General features: G+C 67.8%; 13 protein-coding genes. 4 read left to right on the top strand and 9 right to left on the bottom strand.

Features of this window, described 5'->3' with window-relative positions; translation table 11 throughout:
• Positions 1–79: 79 nt before the first annotated feature.
• The 7 genes from AAW51_RS27965 to AAW51_RS07440 form a co-directional block, all read right to left on the bottom strand.
• Positions 80–3949 carry a PAS domain S-box protein gene (locus AAW51_RS27965; protein ID WP_083438156.1) on the bottom strand — a complete coding sequence of 1290 codons (3870 nt, stop codon included), beginning with the start codon at positions 3947–3949 and terminating at the stop codon, positions 80–82.
• 202 nt (positions 3950–4151) lie between these two features.
• Positions 4152–4406 (bottom strand): hypothetical protein, encoded by a 255-nt coding sequence (locus AAW51_RS07465; protein WP_047194101.1) that lies wholly within the window; start codon positions 4404–4406, stop codon positions 4152–4154.
• 49 nt (positions 4407–4455) lie between these two features.
• A complete protein-coding gene (locus AAW51_RS30415) occupies positions 4456–5391 on the bottom strand; it encodes a Kiwa anti-phage protein KwaB-like domain-containing protein (RefSeq protein ID WP_047194100.1) in 936 nt (311 codons plus the stop codon).
• Positions 5388–5936, bottom strand: a complete 549-nt coding sequence (locus tag AAW51_RS30410; protein ID WP_053013410.1) for a hypothetical protein — start codon at positions 5934–5936, stop codon at positions 5388–5390. The genes AAW51_RS30415 and AAW51_RS30410 overlap by 4 nt, the downstream gene beginning before the upstream one ends.
• Positions 5933–7858: a DNA/RNA non-specific endonuclease gene (locus AAW51_RS07450; protein ID WP_047194099.1), complete on the bottom strand. Its 1926-nt coding sequence runs from the start codon at positions 7856–7858 to the stop codon at positions 5933–5935. Before AAW51_RS07450 ends, AAW51_RS30410 begins: the two co-directional genes overlap by 4 nt.
• Before the next feature lie 176 nt (positions 7859–8034).
• Complete coding sequence (locus AAW51_RS07445) at positions 8035–8379, bottom strand: antibiotic biosynthesis monooxygenase family protein (protein ID WP_047194098.1); 345 nt, start codon at positions 8377–8379, stop codon at positions 8035–8037.
• 12 nt (positions 8380–8391) lie between these two features.
• A complete protein-coding gene (locus AAW51_RS07440; RefSeq protein ID WP_047194097.1) occupies positions 8392–9555 on the bottom strand; it encodes a cytochrome P450 in 1164 nt (387 codons plus the stop codon).
• A 73-nt stretch (positions 9556–9628) separates the two neighbouring features.
• Between AAW51_RS07440 and AAW51_RS07435 the strand changes: the two genes are divergently transcribed.
• Positions 9629–10315 carry an ArsR/SmtB family transcription factor gene (locus AAW51_RS07435; protein WP_047194096.1) on the top strand — a complete coding sequence of 229 codons (687 nt, stop codon included), beginning with the start codon at positions 9629–9631 and terminating at the stop codon, positions 10313–10315.
• A gap of 3 nt (positions 10316–10318) precedes the next feature.
• Here AAW51_RS07435 and AAW51_RS07430 read toward each other — a convergent pair whose 3' ends face one another.
• Positions 10319–11239, bottom strand: coding sequence for a LysR family transcriptional regulator (locus tag AAW51_RS07430; protein WP_238947786.1), 921 nt, complete (start codon positions 11237–11239; stop codon positions 10319–10321).
• 104 nt (positions 11240–11343) lie between these two features.
• Here AAW51_RS07430 and AAW51_RS07425 point away from each other — a divergent pair, with 104 nt between their 5' ends.
• Both AAW51_RS07425 and AAW51_RS07420 read left to right on the top strand, forming a co-directional pair.
• Positions 11344–11943 (top strand): FMN-dependent NADH-azoreductase, encoded by a 600-nt coding sequence (locus AAW51_RS07425; RefSeq protein ID WP_047194094.1) that lies wholly within the window; start codon positions 11344–11346, stop codon positions 11941–11943.
• 90 nt (positions 11944–12033) lie between these two features.
• Positions 12034–12915, top strand: a complete 882-nt coding sequence (locus tag AAW51_RS07420) for a pirin family protein (protein WP_047194093.1) — start codon at positions 12034–12036, stop codon at positions 12913–12915.
• 95 nt (positions 12916–13010) lie between these two features.
• On the opposite strand, the gene hpaR is transcribed toward AAW51_RS07420, so the two are convergent.
• Complete coding sequence (hpaR, locus tag AAW51_RS07415; protein ID WP_083438153.1) at positions 13011–13574, bottom strand: homoprotocatechuate degradation operon regulator HpaR; 564 nt, start codon at positions 13572–13574, stop codon at positions 13011–13013.
• Between the two features lie 188 nt (positions 13575–13762).
• Between hpaR and AAW51_RS07410 the strand changes: the two genes are divergently transcribed.
• Positions 13763–14950: an imelysin family protein gene (locus tag AAW51_RS07410; RefSeq protein WP_047194092.1), complete on the top strand. Its 1188-nt coding sequence runs from the start codon at positions 13763–13765 to the stop codon at positions 14948–14950.
• Positions 14951–14966 lie beyond the last annotated feature (16 nt).

Raw genomic sequence — 14966 nt, 5'->3', positions numbered from 1 at the left:
GCAGGTCGGCGTCGCCGCTCGCGGAGCGGCGGCACGGCGGACCGCCGGGAACAGGATTCTGCCCGCGCCGGACGTCTCCTCAATTGAGCAGCAGCCGCCCCAGAGCCTCCGGTTCGACCGGTTTCACCAGGTGGTGGTCGAAACCCGCCTCGCGCGAGCGGCGCCGGTCTTCGTCCTGCCCCCAGCCGGTGAGTGCCACCAGCAGCGCGTCGCGGCCCCACGGCTGCTCACGCATCAAACGTGCCGTTTCGTAGCCGTTCAGCCGCGGCATGCCGATGTCGAGCAGGATGATCTCGGGTTGAAAGGTCTCGGCCAGTCCCAGCGCCTCGACGCCGTCATGCGCGACGCGGGTGTCGTTGCCCATGATCTGCAGCATCACGGCCAGGCTCTGCGCCGCGTCCTTGTTGTCGTCGACCACCAGCATGCGCCGGCCCGCCGTTTCGGGCTCGGCGGCGCCCGGCCGCTGAGGCTCGGCCTCGGCCTGTTGCGACACCGACAGCGGCAGCCGCACGGTGAACTCGCTGCCATGGCCCAGCCCCTCGCTGCGCACCTCGACGCTGCCGCCATGCATCTCGACGAGACGCTTGACCAGGGCGAGGCCGATGCCGAGGCCGCCTTGGGAACGTTCGATCGACCGGTCTCCCTGCGAGAACATCTCGAACAGACGCGGCAGCATCGCCACCGAGATGCCGACGCCGTTGTCGCGCACGCTGACGCGGGCTTCGCGGCCGTCCGACTCGACACGCAGGCGGATCTCGCCGCCCGGCTCGGTGTACTTGGCCGCGTTGTTCAACAGGTTGGAAAACACCTGGGCCAACCGCGTCAGGTCGGCTTCGACGAACACCGCTTGCGGCGGCAACTCGACCGCCAGCCGATGGCCCGCCCGTTCGATCAAGGGTCGGCTGGTTTCGATGGCGTCGCGCACCACCTGCGCCACCTCGACGCGCGACATCTGCAGCGTGATCTTGCCGCGGCTGATGCGGCTGACGTCGAGCAGATCGTCGATCAGGCGCACCATCTGGGCCAGCTGCCGTTCCATCACCACCCGGGCATGCGCCTGGGCCTGCGGGTCACCGCCCGCCACCCGCAGGATCTCGAGGCAGTTGCGCAGCGGCGCGAGCGGGTTGCGCAGCTCGTGCGCGAGGGTGGCCAGGAACTCGTCCTTGCGCTGGTCGGCCTCCTGCAGCGCCCGCGCCTGCCGCTCCAGCGTTTCGCGCGCATGCTTGGCCTCAGTGACGTCGCGCATGATCTTCAGGAAGCCGCGCTGCTCGCCGCCCGAGCTCAGCGGCATCACCAGGCCGCTGGCCCAGAAGGTGCTGCCGTCCTTGCGCCGGTGCTGCCGTTCGGCTTCGGCCTGGCCGTCGCGCAAGGCCCTGTCCAGCTCTTGCGACAGGACCGAGGCGGTGACGTCCTCATGCAGGTAGAGCAGGTCGGCATGGCGGCCGAGGATGTCGCCTTCGTCATAGCCGAGCAGGTTGCGGGCGCCGGAGTTCCAGGCGGTGACCCGCCCGCCCGCATCGAGCGTGAAGATGGCGTAGTCCTTGGCGCTCTCGACCATCAGCCGGAACCGCTCCTCGCTTTGCCGCAAGGCCTCCAACATCTGATGCCGGTCGTGGATGTCGATGCAGGTGCCAATCCACTCGCTGATGCGGCCATCGGCGTCGAAGGCCGGCACCGCCCGGCTCTGGAAATAGCGATACGCACCGCTGGCGGCATGCCAAAGGCGCGCTTCGATCTCGTGATACCCGCGCTGTGCACGCTGCGTGCGCGACGCGTGGCGCACGCGGTCACGGTCGTCGGGGTGCAGCGCCATCAGCCAGCCCTTGCCCCGGTGGGTGGCCCAGTCCTGCCCGGTGTAGGCCTCCCATGAGCCCTGCGGCTCGACGAAATCGCCCTGCGCGTCGGTGACCCAGACGATCGCGGTGGTGGCCAGCACCAGTGAGCGGAAGCGCTCGGTGCTGCGACGCTGCGCCGCTTCGGCGCGCTTGCGCTCGGTGATGTCACGCCAGCAGTTCACCGCGCCGATGATCTCGCCCTGGGCGTTGCGGATGGCGGCGGCGTCGACCAGCACCGACACCCGCGAGCCGTCGGCGCGCTCGACCAGCAGCTCTTCGTTGCACACCGTCTCGCCATGGCGCGACGCGCGGTACAAGGGCAGCTCCTCGTCGCGCAGCCGGCGGCTGGCGTCGGCGGTGTAGACGGTGTAGCCGTCGAGCGGGTGGGTGTCCGACCCGCGCTGCGGCACGCCGATCAGTTCGCGGCCGAAGCGGCTGTTGGCCAGCACCGGATAGTCCGGCCCGCCGCCGACCCAGACGATACCTTCGGGCATGTTGTCGAAGATGGTCTGCAGCAAGGCCTTGGCCTGTTCGGCCTCGCGCGCCCGGTGCTCGGCCTCGGCGCGGGCGGCCTCGAGCGCCAGCTCGGCCTGCTTGCGGTCGGTGATGTTCAGCAAGGCCGCCAACATGCCGGTGACCCGGCCCTGGGCGTCGCGCTCGGGAGCGTAGGCACAGCGCATGTGGACCGATCCGAACACCGCATACGGAATCTCGGCCTCGAAGGTGACCGGCTCGCCCTTCAGCACCCGCTCGACGAAGGGGCGGATGCGGGCCCAGGCCGCCTCGCCGATCACCTCGGAGACATGGCGCCCCACCACCTCCGACGGGTCGAGCTGGAAGCGCTGCGCATAAGCGCGGTTGACGAACTTGTAGCGACCGGCGCGGTCGAAATGCGCGATCAGCACCGGCGCGTTATCGGCCACCAGGCGCAGCTGTTCGCGGCCTTGCCACACGGCGGCTTCGACGTGCTTGCGCTGGGTGATGTCGACGAACACCCCGAGCGCACCGCGCACCTGCCCTTTGGCATCGAGCAAGGGCACCGAATGGCCGACCACCCAGGCGGGCTCGCGCCCGGGCACGACCACCTCCAGTTCGACACCATGCACCGGCACGCCATGCCGGGCCGCCTGCTGCAGGGGCAACTCGTCGTCCGGCACCGGGCGCCCGTCGCGCAGGTAGCGCGTCTCGGCGTGCCCGTCCGCGTCCCGCTCGATGCCGGGCTCGACGCCCAGCAACTGATTGGCGTAGCGGTTGCCGGTCATACGCCGGCATGCAGGATCGTGTGCCTGCCAGATGGCCACCGGCGCGACGTCGAACAAGGCCTGCAGTTCTTCGACCCGGCGCTCGAGTTCGTGGTTGAGCTGCCGGATGCGGCGCTCGGCCTCGCGCCGCTCGGTGACGTCGCGCGCCGCCCCATAGAAGCGCTCCACCCGCCCGCCGGCGTTGCACACCGGATGGATCTGGAAGTGCAGCCAGATGCTGCGGCCGTGCTTGCTGACATGCCGCATTTCGCCTTCGATGTCCTCGCCCCGCTGCACCCGCCGCATGTAGTCGCGGCCGCGGGCGCGCTCCTCGGGGGCGAGCACGAGGCGCCAGCCGCCGCCGGCCAGGGCCTCTTCCAGCGTGTAGCCCAGCAGCTTGGCGAACCCTTCGGTGATCGAGTCCATCACCGTGGTGCCGTCAGGCAGCACATGGGCATCGAAGGCGAAGTCCGACGTCAGGTCTGCGATCGAGCGGTGGAAGGCTTCGCTGCGCTGCAAACGACGACGCGCGGCCTGGAGCGCACCGCACAGCGTGCACGCGGTGAGGCAAATCGCAAGAAACAGCGCGACGCCGACGGCCTGCTGCATCTGGGCCAGTTGCGAGGTGCCACGGGCCGACGGCAGGTACAGGCAGATGAAGGCAGCGCCGCACAACGCGGTGGCCAATAAACCGGGGCGCAACCCGCCGAGCGCCGCCGCGACGAGCACGGCCATCACCGCCGGCAACATCAAGGCTTCGCCCTCGAGCCAGCCGTTCAGCGCGGCCCCCGCCGCAATCGCGGCGCCGGTGGCCGCTAACGCGATCAAGTAGGCGCCCAACCCAGCCATGGGCGCCCGCTGTAAGAACTTCATGCCGGCGCCCTCCGTTGTCCCCCTGATGGGAGCGTTGCGACACAGGATCGCCGTGCAGGGCGCACGATTTGACACCCGGCGCCCTACATCGACTGGGCGTCATGATGCAGGTGGGTGCCGGGCTGGAAAGTAAGTAACTGCTGCAAAAACAGCACTGAGCGCCGGGCCTTGCGGCCGGGCGCTCAGTGCGGGGTACGAGCGGTCAATCCTTCTTGACGGACGGGCCGCTGCTGCAACTGCTGCCCGGCTGCAGCTTCCAGTCCTTTTCATCCTTGCCGGTCGAGATCTCGCGCTCGGCGTGTTGCGCGGCCGACGGCGAAATGGGGTCGCTGGCCGGGAAGGTCTGGTCGAGCGCATCGTCCAGCAGCTCCTGATAGGTCGGCACCTTGTCTTCGGGTTTGGCCGCCTTGCCCTCGATGCGGTGGTCTTCGCGCTTCTGGTCGTGCTGGTCTTTCATGATGACGCTCCTTTGCACCGGACGTGCAAACAGCGTGCCCAGGCCACCGTCATTCGATCTTCTTTTTCACCAGCGCATCGAAGGTCTCGTTGTTGACCGGCGAGCGCAAGCGGCCGTTGTTGAGCAACAGCAGCACCGTGTCGACGTTGTCCTCGGTCACGACGATGCGGCCGTCGTGCACCTGCAGGCCCCATTGCTCCTGTTCATTGAGCGCGAGCAATCGCTCCATGAAGCGGCGGTCGCGGTAGTAGCCGCTGCGGTCGAGGGCCGACATGCGGCGCAAGCGGGGCAGATTGGTGCCGACCGCCTCGCGCAGCGGGGCCACGTCGACGAAGATGCCGGCGTCGACGAACTCCTGCAGCACCGCGTCGCGCACCTTCTCCATGCCTTGCCGGAAGTTCAAGGCGCTCTCGAACTGCCGCTTGTCGTAGATCAACAGCGTGCCGTCGTAGGCCACGAAGTCAAAACCGCTGGCCAGCGTGAACACGGAACGTTCGTCGAGGTCCACCAGCATGTGCCCTTCCCAGAGCAGGTTGCGCAGCCCCCTGACCCGCCGCGTGCTGCTTTGGGCCGCCGTCTTCTTGACGCCGTAGACCACCTGGTCCCGGTGCTCGAGCCGCACCACATAACACCAGGAATTGAGCAAGTCGTCGACAGATCTCGCGCGCGGCGCATCGAGGCCTTTGGCAATGCGCGCTTCGATGGCCGCAAAGTCGGTCTCGGCCCATTCGAGTGTCAGCACGGTCTCGTCCTGGTCTGCCGTGACGAACTCATAGGGCTCGCGGGCCACCGGGCGGGCCACCAGCTCGCGCAATTCGCTGCGCAGCCGCTCCTGCAACTTCTCGTCGATGTCGACGCCCAGCACGTCGTAGCGCGCACGCCGCTCGACCAGCCGGCGTTTGACGATCCAGAGCGAGGCGGTGGCAGACGACCAATCGGTGTCGTGCAGCGCCATCGTGGCAGCGGGCAGCGGCTCGGCCTTCATTCGTCGACTTCGACTTTCTTGACGAAATACAGGAAGTTGGACAGCCGCGTCACGTGGCAACGGTCGCCCACGCGGAACTCTTGCCGCGACAGCAACAAGCCTTGACGGTCGCGCGCGCCTTCCTTGAACTGCACGTCGTAGAGGCCGTAGCCCACCAACCCCAGCACCGGGTTGACGAGAATGTTGCGGGTCCGATAGCTCAGCGCAAACATCATGCCCAGGAACAACAGCAGGCACAACAAGGTGCGCCAGTCGCCGAGGTCGAAGCGGTAGAACGAAATCATGTAGGGCAAGGTGTAGGCGACCAGCTCGCCCGACTTGTTGCTCACCCGTGTGACCAGCACCGGCAACCCGGGCGGGATGGAGCGCACGGTGACGTAGAGCGCCAACATGCACAGCAGGGCGCTGACGATGATGGCCAGCGCCATCTTCGGGTGCTGAGGCCAGAAGGTGCCCGGGTCGAGATCCTTGATGATCACGACCAACGCGAGCGGGAAGTACGAACTCGCGAAAATCAGCAGCGAAGGCCAGAAGCGCAGTTTCATCGGCGCTTGCGTCGGGCCCGCCGCGGGAACTGGACATCTTCAGGACACCGGATTTCGATCCCCGGGGACCACTTCGGCACGCTCTCATGGCCACCGCGCCCGGTGTAGCCATCGGCGTCCCGCAAGGCCTTGCCGAAGTTGATGCCGGTCAACTCCTCCAGGTGCGTCAGCGGCACCTGATAGGTCTTGAAGCGGCCGTAGTGGAAGGCCTCGGCCAGCATGTCCTCCTGCGACAGCAAATAGGCTGCGCAACTCAGCTCGCCGCTCCCGGCGTCGACCAGCACCGCCACCTTCCAGAACCGCAGCGGCACCTGCACTTCGTGCATCACCGGATCGCCGGGGGCGAACACCGGGCCGGTGAACACGCTGACCTTGAGGTCGAGCGCGTCGGCGTTGTCCAGCACGTAGTCCTCCAGCTCCAGCCATTCGCGCTGGTTGAGGCCTGGCAGCTGAGGTGCGGCATTGGTGTAGTGGAAGGTGTCTTCGTTGGCGCGGGCCGCCTCCTCGGGCGTACCCCAGACCGGGTCTTCGCGGCGCACCATGTGGCCGCGGTCGAAGCCGCTCGGTCCGTAGAACTCCTTGCCGACCTGCTGCTCGCGCTCGATGCGGGGGTCGAAGAACCACACCTGCCCCTTGCGCGACAGCTTGCGACGTTCGCTGCCGTCGATGTTGACCGCTGTCAGCAGGGGCAGGCGGCGCGAGGCGCTCATGCGCACGCTGAAGTGCGTGTAGTCGAGCCGCCAGGCGTCCTTCTCCTCGTTGACGGGCAGCAGGTCGGCGGCGCGCCCGGGCTTGGGCAGGGGCACGCGCACACCGAGAAAGCGCTCGTCGTAGCCGGTCGCCGTGTAGCTGTCGACCGGTCGGGTCTTCTCCTGCCATTCGACACCGGCCAAGGTGCCGCCCACCGTGGTGCGCCCTTTCGCGATGTGCAGCATCTCGAGCACGGTGTCGATGCGCACGGCGAAATTCGCCTTGCGATGGGCGCCGGCGTAATGCAGGCCGAGCGCCTTGCCCGTCTGCAGGTCGAGGATGACACTGCCGGAGTTGCCGCCCAGCGTCGTCGCGTCGTGCTCGAAGAACCAGTTGTCTTTGTGGACCGTCATCACCTCGCCGGGAGAGAAGCGCTTGACGTCGTAGACATCGCCGAAGATGCGATCCATCAGCCGCGAGTCGCTGCGGCTGTCGCGCGCTGGGTAGCCGACCACCGCCATGAAGCGCCGCTCACGCAGATGCTTGCGCAGGTCGGCCACCGGCTCGATCGGTGTCGGCAGCCCCGCGGTCTCGCCCGGCACCACTTTCAAGAAGGCGACGTCCGGCGCGGTTTCGCTGTGCGGTGCGATGTAGAGCACCCGCTCGATGCGGAACTCGGCCGCCACCACCGAGCGATACTCTTCATGGAAATCGATGCGGGGCAACACTTCGGTGCCGAGCTGGCTGCGAATGAAGACATACCCTTTGCCGGTCGCGTCGCGGCGGGCAAACTCCGACGCGACGTGTCGGTTGGTCACCACGATACCCTCTTCGACCATCCAGCCCGTGCCCACCCATTCCAGTGCAGGGTGGCCGACCAGTTCGACCCGGCCGACCGAGCGCAGGGTCGGCTCGAACACCGGGGCGAACTTGCCGATGCGACGTGACAGCACGTCGGAGTTCGGCAAGGTGACCTTGTGGTTCTCGATCATCAGCACCGGCCGCGCCACCGCACGCACGATGGCCTCTGACAGCGGGCGGCTTTCGAACGCCACCGCGCCCCGCGGGTCTTCGAGCAGCGAGGCGAGTGTGCCGGCGTCGACATCCCAGCGGCTGCCCAGTTCGTGGTCGGCGGCACGGCGCTGCAGTTCGTAGCGCATCTCCTTGTCGTCGAGGATCGACAGCAAGGTGCGCTGCCGCAGGTCTTCGTCTGAGTGGTCACTACCCGTCATCACGCTCTCCTGTGTGCGTCTGTCGTCGACGCGGCCGCCCCGCTTGCGTTTCTAGCGTGCAAACGGATGCGAGACCGCCCTCCCGTGATCTCTCACAGCGTCATCGATTCCGATGATCACTGCAGGTGTTATAGGAGCACTATCAAGACGTAACATTCCCTCTGACGGGGGCTACTTCAGCCGTGCCGCTGCCGACTGTCCGGCGGTGCTTCATCGCGCTCCGACAAGCCGTAGTCGCGCAGCACCGCGGCGACGCGCAATCGGTAGTCGGCAAAGACGCCGTCACGCCCCTGCGCTTGTGCGGCACGATGTGCCTCGAGCTGGCGCCACTGCGCAATCGCCGCTTCGTTTTCCCAGAACGACAGCGACAACAACTTGCCAGGTTCACTCAGACTTTCAAAACGCTCGATCGACACGAAGCCGGGGATGCCGTCGAGCAAGGGGCGCAAGGCCGCGGCCAGGTCGAGATAAGGTTGGCGGCCGCCTTCGCGCGGCCACACTTCAAAGATCACCGTCACCATCTGAGGACTCCTTCAGGGAAAGCAAGGGATGCGGGCGTTGACCGAGGCCCGGTACGCGCCGGACGCCAGGAGGCGCTGCGCCAACCCGTCGAGCAGCGACGCCTGCGCGGCCAGCAAGGCCTGCACCACACCGCCGGCGATGGCGGAGGCCAGGCGGTCGCCCGGGCAGCGGTGGTGCCCGGCGCCATAGCCGAACGACCGGCACGGCGGGCGGCCCGGCGCGAAGACGTCGGGGGCCGGGTCGATGGCCACGGTGCCGCACGGCGCCGGGTCGCGGTTGGCCGACGCGAGCAGCAGCAACACGCACTGCCCGGCCTCCAGGGCGTGGCCCGCAAGGGTGAGAGGCTCAGCCGCATAGCGCCGCGTGTTCTGGATGGGCGGGTCGTGGCGGGCGACCTCGTCGACCACCTCGGCAACTTGCACGATCCCCTGCCGCAGCCGGGAGACGAGCGCCGGCTCGCGTCCGAGGGCGACCAGCGTATTGCCGATGAGCCCTGCGGTTGCATCGCAGGTCTGCGACAACAACCCGATCAGGTTCGCGATCCACGTCTCACGCTCAGGCCCCCCAGACGGCGGCGCCGGCGCCCAACTCGACAAACCCTCGTCGAACAGCCCATGCAAGGCATGCACCGCGTCCTGCGCCTCCGACAGCGCCGGCGCACCGCTCAGCGGCGAGAGGCAGGCGACAAAACGCTCGGTGAGCAAGGCCACCCGCTCACGCTGCCCGATCGGCACCCCGATGCCTTCGGCCATCGTCAGCAAGGGGACACGGTAGAGGGCCCGAAGGCGTTCGCGGTCGCCTGGTGCGGTCATCGCCAGCGCCTGGGCGGCATGGTCGCGGGCCCGCCCTGCCACCTGGCCCGAGGCCATCGGGTCCAGCGTCTGTGTCACCGCCCGACGGGTCCCGGCATGGGCCGGCCCTTCGCTCATCCGGACCAGGCGCGCGTAAACGGCGCCGGCCGGCGTGCCCTGCAGCGCCGGTGGCACCGGCTGGCCCGGCGGTCGCACGCGCAAGCCCGGATGCTGCAATGCCGCGTCGACCACCGCGGCTGCGGTGGCGACCCAGGCATCGAGTCGAGGCTCGTGGTAAAGGCCGTGCCGCTCCCGCAGCGCGGCGTAATAGGGATAGGGGTCCGGTGCGGTCACCGCTTGCACCGGGTCTCGGATCTCGTCCATCAACGGCTTTCGAAGTCGACACGGCCGCAGTCTGCTAGGCTGTTTGCCATCACGCTTCGACGAGGAACGAAACATGGTTGCAGACACCGGGCTTGCGCATGTGGCTGCGGCCATCGCCGAACCGGCGCGCGCGGCGATGCTGTGCGCCTTGCTCGATGGCCGAGCGCGCACCGCGACCGAACTGGCGGCGCAGGCAGACGTGGCAGCATCGACCGCGAGCGCCCACCTGGCCCGGTTGGTCGAACAGCGACTGCTGCAGTGCGTGCCGCAAGGCAAGCACCGCTACTACCAGCTGGCCGGCGCCGACGCGGCACAGGCGCTCGAAGCCCTGCTGGTGCTGAGCGGCCGTCCGCGGCCCGCCTTCCGCCCGGCCACGCCATCGGGGCTGCGCGTGGCGCGGACCTGCTACGACCACATGGCCGGCGAGATCGCGGTGCACCTGCTGCAGGCGCTGACCCAGCGCCGCTGGCTGGTCAACGACGGTGACGGCCTGTGCGTGACGCGCGAGGGTACGCGTGGCTTGCTCGACTGGGGCATCGATCTCGACGAAGTGCGGCAGCGCCGCCGCAGGTTCGCCTGCCCCTGTCTCGACTGGAGCGAACGACGCCCGCACCTGGGCGGCGCGCTGGGGGCGGCACTGCTCACACTCGCCCAGCAACGGCGCTGGGTGCAGCGCGAATTGGACGGGCGGGCGCTGCGGGTGCAGCCGCGCGCCTGGCGCGAATGGCTGGACCCGCTCGAGGTGCCGCGCCCGGCCTGAGTCTCACCCGTCGGGCGGCGCAAAGCCCGCGCGCCGCAAGGCCTCTTCGAGTGCCTGCAGGAACACGCGGGTCCGGGCCGGCATCAAGCGCCGCCCGGGCATCACCGCCCATGCCGGGATGGCCGGCAGACACCATTGCGGCAGCACCCGCACCAGCTGGCCGCTGGCCACCTCCTGCGTGGTCAGCATGTCGGGCGCCGCAACGATGCCGGCACTCGTCAAGGCCAGGCGGATCAGCAACGGCGGGGAATTCGCCAACGCCCGCGGCGGCGCCAGCCCGGCCCAACGCTCTCCGTCCTCGCGCTGCAGCATCCAGGGGATCGGTTCGCCGTTGCGGGCTCCCATCGCCAGGCCCCGATGCTGCAGCAGATCGGCGGGCTGCCGGGGGGTGCCGTGCAGGGCCAGATACGCGGGCGTCGCATACAGCCCCCAGGTGTGCAGGAACAGGCGGCGCGCGACCAGCGTCGCATCGTCGGGCATGTCGCCCATGCGCAGTGCGAGGTCGTAGTTTTCGCCGATCAGATCGACACGTCGCGCCGAGATGTCGACCTCGAGCGTGATCGCCGGATGCCGCAACAAGAACTCGGCCATGAAGGCGGCCAGGTTCAGCCCGGCGAAATCGCCCGGCAGCGACACCCGCAGCCGGCCGCTCGGCAGGGCCTGGCGGTGCGAGGCGAGCGACGCGGCCGCGTCGACCTCGTCGGCCACCTGGCGCGCATGCTCCAGCAGGGCGTGGCCGAAGTCGGTCAGGCTGAGCTTGCGGGTGGTGCGCAACAGCAGCCGCTCACCCAAGCCCCGCTCGAGCTCCGATATGCGCCTCGAGACGGTGCTTTTCGGCAGCCCCGCGCGCTCCGCCGCCCGCGTGAAGCTGCCGCACTCGGCGACCCGGGCAAACAACAAAAGGTCGTTGGGATCGATCTGCATGATTGTTCCAGTAGCGGAACAATGTTATCCACTTGCCCGTCTTTTTTCGCTGTCGAAGCATCAATAAAGTTCATCCATCGACTTCACCTTGAAAGACCACTGCGATGAACATCCTCCAGATCAATTCCAGCGCCCGTGCCGAAGGCTCCCATTCCACCCGCCTGGCGCAGGACATCGTCGCCCGCCTGCAGGCCGCCCATCCCGACACCACGCTGACCGTGCGCGACCTGTCGCGGCAGCCCCATCCGGCGCTGGACGAGGCGGCCCTGCAGGCCTTGTTCACGCCGCCGGAGCAACGCAGCGCGGCACAACAAGCGCGGGTGGCCCTCGACGACACGCTGATCGCCGAGATCCAGGCCGCCGACACCGTGGTCATCGGCGTGCCGATGTACAACTTCGGCGTCTCGTCGCAACTGAAGAACTGGATCGACGCGATCTCACGCGCCCGGGTCACCTTCCGCTACACCGAGGCCGGGCCGGAGGGTCTGCTGACCGGCAAGAAGGTCTATGTCGCGTTGACCCGCGGCGGCCGCTACCGCGACACGCCGAGCGACACGCAGGTGCCCTATTTGCGTGCCGTGCTGAATTTCCTCGGCATGACCGACGTGCAGTTCGTCTACGCGGAAGGGCTGGCGATGGGCCCCGAAGCAGAGCAGCAGGCCTGGTCGCAGGCCCGGACGCAAATCGAATCGAGCGTCGCCTGAGCGGGAACGGCCTGCCAGGAACGCAGCGGGTGTGGTGTCGTACAGGCCAGCTCGCAAGGTCTTGCGTGTCTTGCAACCAAGGAGTTGACGATGAACCTTGTTTCCCCCACCGCTGAACAGGTGCGCGTGCCGCGCGGCGTCGAGCGTCTGGTGCACGGCGTCGCCACCTCCGACGGGGCCGGCGTCAAGCTGACCCGCGTGTTGACCCAGCCCTTGCAACGCCGGCTCGACCCTTATTTGATGCTCGATGCCTTCGCGAGCGACGATCCGCGCGACTATGGGGCCGGATTTCCCGACCACCCGCACCGGGGCTTCGAGACCATCACCTACATGGTCGCCGGCCGCATGCGCCACCGCGACAGCGCGGGCCATGAAGGCCTGCTGGGCCCCGGTGGCGTGCAATGGATGTGCGCCGGCCGAGGCCTGGTTCACTCGGAGATGCCGGAACAGGCCGATGGTGTGATGGAGGGTTTCCAGCTGTGGCTCAACCTGCCGTCGAGCGAGAAGCTGAGTGAGCCGTGGTACCGGGACCTGCAGGCGCAGGACATCCCGTCATTCACGTTGCCGGAGGGTGTGCAGGTGCGCGTCATCGCCGGCTGCAGCCACGGCGTAGACGGCGCCGTGCAGCGTGCCCATACCGAGCCGCTGTACCTGGACCTGCACTTGCTCGCCGGCGCTCGCCATGCGCAGCCTGTGCCGGCCACGCACAACACCTTCGTCTATGTCTATCGAGGTGAGTTGAAGATCGGTCACACCCGGGTGCCGGCCCAGCGTATGGCGATCTTGGCCAACGCAGAGGGAGCGGACGGCGTGATACTGGAATGCGACGAGGACACGCGTGTCTTGTTGATCGCCGGGCGGCCGCTGGGCGAGCCGATTGCTCAATATGGGCCGTTCGTGATGAACAGCCATGAGCAGATCTTCCAGGCGGTCGAAGACTTTCGAGCCGGCCGCTTTGGGGCACCCCGCTGACCTGCGGGCTGGCGGCCGCAGGCCAGGGCAGTGAGGGCGGGCCCCGACCCGCGGACACGCCCCGGCCGGTTGGCACGGGGCGCATGCGAGCCGGTTCAGCGCATCCGCGACGCAGTGCTGTTGAGCGGGCGTGCGCGCTGCAAGGGGGCCTTGCGTTGCAGCGGGACTTTACGGGCCGCAGCGCCGGGCTGACGACGGGCGATCGGCACTTTCACAGCCTCGACCTGGCCCGGGTCAGGCAAGGCTGCCACACGGTCTAGCAACTCGAACAAACGTCCCAACACCTGCGGCCCGAGTTGCGATTCGATTTCGAGATAGCGGGCGTCGACACGCGCCGCCATCTTGTCGACCAGGCGACGGCTCTTGGCGGTCAACTCGACCACCACCTTGCGCTGGTCGGTCGAGATGCGGAAGCGCTTGATCCACTCGTCGCGCTCCATCCGTTCGAGTACGCCGGTGAGGCTGGGGCCGGGAATGCTGCAGGCTTCGGCGATGCGGCCGATCTCCATCTCGCCTTGCAGTGAAAGGGTGCGAATCACGCGCCATTGCTGTTCCGTGATCCCCGCCAGTTTCAGGTTGGGACGGAAGTAGCGCATGACCGCTTCGCGGGCTCGCAACAAAGCATGAGGCAGGTTGCGATGCTGGATGACGGTAGCCATGAGTCTCTCCTGAAACATCTTAACTAATTGGTTCAGTAATTCTAGGCGGCGGTTTCGCGACTGAAAGCACCCTACTCCTGGAGACTCTGACAGGTACCTGGGAGAAGACTCCGGTCTGTCAGCACCCCCAACATAACAATAATTATTCGCATTTACAATGCTAGTTCTTTCAGATTGGAGGGAACTGCATGCGACGTTTCTTCTTGGCCGCCGCCCTCGGCGCCGCCCTCGTGCCCAGCTTGCCCGTGCAAGCCCAGGAGACGGCAGCAGCGGCCAGCCCGACCACCGGCGTGACGGTGCCGGCAGTGGTGGCTCACTATGCCCGCCTGGTCTCGGCCTCGTACGAAGACACACTGACCCAAGCCCTGGCCTTGCAGCAAGCGGTGCGCGCGTTCGTCGCGCAGCCGTCGGAAGACACGATGGCCGCGGCGCGCCGCGCGTGGCTGGCCGCGCGCGAGGTCTACGGTCAAACCGAAGCCTTTCGTTTCTACAGCGGCCCGATCGACGACGAGAAGGGCCCCGAGGGCCGGATCAACGCGTGGCCGCTCGACGAGTCGTATATCGACGCGGTCAAGGGCAAGCCGGTCTCCGGCCTGATCCATAACCGCAAGGTTCGCATCGACAAGAAAACCCTGGCCCGGTACAACGAACGCGGTGGCGAAGAAAACATCGCGACCGGCTGGCATGCCATTGAATTTCTGCTGTGGGGCCAGGATCTCCAAACCGACGGCCCCGGCCAACGCTCCTTCCAGGACTATGTCGACGGCAAGGCGCGCAATGCCGACCGGCGCCGGCAATATCTATCCGTGGTGACCGATCTGCTGATCGACGACCTCAAGCTGCTGGTGCAGGCATGGGCGCCGGGCGCGCCTTCCAACTACCGCGCCCGCTTCGAGCAAGGCGGCGACGAGTCGCTGCGCAAGATCTTCGTTGGCCTGGGCTCGCTGTCGCGCGGGGAACTGGCCGGCGAACGCCTCGAGGTCGCGCTGGCCAGCCAGGACCAGGAGGACGAACACTCCTGCTTCTCGGACAACACACACCGGGACGTCGTGGGCAACGCGATCGGCATCCGCAACGTGTGGTTGGGCGAGTACCGCCGCCTCGACGGCACCTCCCTCGGAGGTGCATCGCTGCGCGCCCTGGTGGCGCAGAAGGACCCTGACCTCGCAGAGCGCACCACTCAGCGCGTGGAGGCCAGCGTGGCCGCGGCCGAGGCGCTGCAGGCACCATTCGACCGCGAGATCACCGGCGGGCGCGACGCGGCCGGCCGGCAACGCGTGCAAAAGACGGTCGACGCGCTGGTGCAGCAGAGCAAAGACCTGGTCGAGGCCGCCAGCCGAGTCGGGCTGACCCGCCTCACGCTCAGCCAGCCCTGAAGCCGTGACGGTACAG

It is taken from the genome of Caldimonas brevitalea, from assembly GCF_001017435.1.
Lineage (GTDB): Bacteria > Pseudomonadota > Gammaproteobacteria > Burkholderiales > Burkholderiaceae_C > Caldimonas > Caldimonas brevitalea.
The sequence above is the reverse complement of the archived record's forward strand: the minus strand, read 5'-3'. Positions and strand labels throughout refer to the sequence as shown.

What these genes read in the sequence shown, in the direction of transcription:
- AAW51_RS27965 (WP_083438156.1), bottom strand. Translation starts at nt 3,949, where the DNA reads ATGAAGTTCTTACAGCGGGCGCCCATGGCTGGGTTGGGCGCCTACTTG.
- AAW51_RS07465 (WP_047194101.1), bottom strand. Translation starts at nt 4,406, where the DNA reads ATGAAAGACCAGCACGACCAGAAGCGCGAAGACCACCGCATCGAGGGC.
- AAW51_RS30415 (WP_047194100.1), bottom strand. Translation starts at nt 5,391, where the DNA reads ATGAAGGCCGAGCCGCTGCCCGCTGCCACGATGGCGCTGCACGACACC.
- AAW51_RS30410 (WP_053013410.1), bottom strand. Translation starts at nt 5,936, where the DNA reads ATGAAACTGCGCTTCTGGCCTTCGCTGCTGATTTTCGCGAGTTCGTAC.
- AAW51_RS07450 (WP_047194099.1), bottom strand. Translation starts at nt 7,858, where the DNA reads ATGACGGGTAGTGACCACTCAGACGAAGACCTGCGGCAGCGCACCTTG.
- AAW51_RS07445 (WP_047194098.1), bottom strand. Translation starts at nt 8,379, where the DNA reads ATGGTGACGGTGATCTTTGAAGTGTGGCCGCGCGAAGGCGGCCGCCAA.
- AAW51_RS07440 (WP_047194097.1), bottom strand. Translation starts at nt 9,555, where the DNA reads ATGGACGAGATCCGAGACCCGGTGCAAGCGGTGACCGCACCGGACCCC.
- AAW51_RS07435 (WP_047194096.1), top strand. Translation starts at nt 9,629, where the DNA reads ATGGTTGCAGACACCGGGCTTGCGCATGTGGCTGCGGCCATCGCCGAA.
- AAW51_RS07430 (WP_238947786.1), bottom strand. Translation starts at nt 11,239, where the DNA reads ATGCAGATCGATCCCAACGACCTTTTGTTGTTTGCCCGGGTCGCCGAG.
- AAW51_RS07425 (WP_047194094.1), top strand. Translation starts at nt 11,344, where the DNA reads ATGAACATCCTCCAGATCAATTCCAGCGCCCGTGCCGAAGGCTCCCAT.
- AAW51_RS07420 (WP_047194093.1), top strand. Translation starts at nt 12,034, where the DNA reads ATGAACCTTGTTTCCCCCACCGCTGAACAGGTGCGCGTGCCGCGCGGC.
- hpaR (WP_083438153.1), bottom strand. Translation starts at nt 13,574, where the DNA reads ATGGCTACCGTCATCCAGCATCGCAACCTGCCTCATGCTTTGTTGCGA.
- AAW51_RS07410 (WP_047194092.1), top strand. Translation starts at nt 13,763, where the DNA reads ATGCGACGTTTCTTCTTGGCCGCCGCCCTCGGCGCCGCCCTCGTGCCC.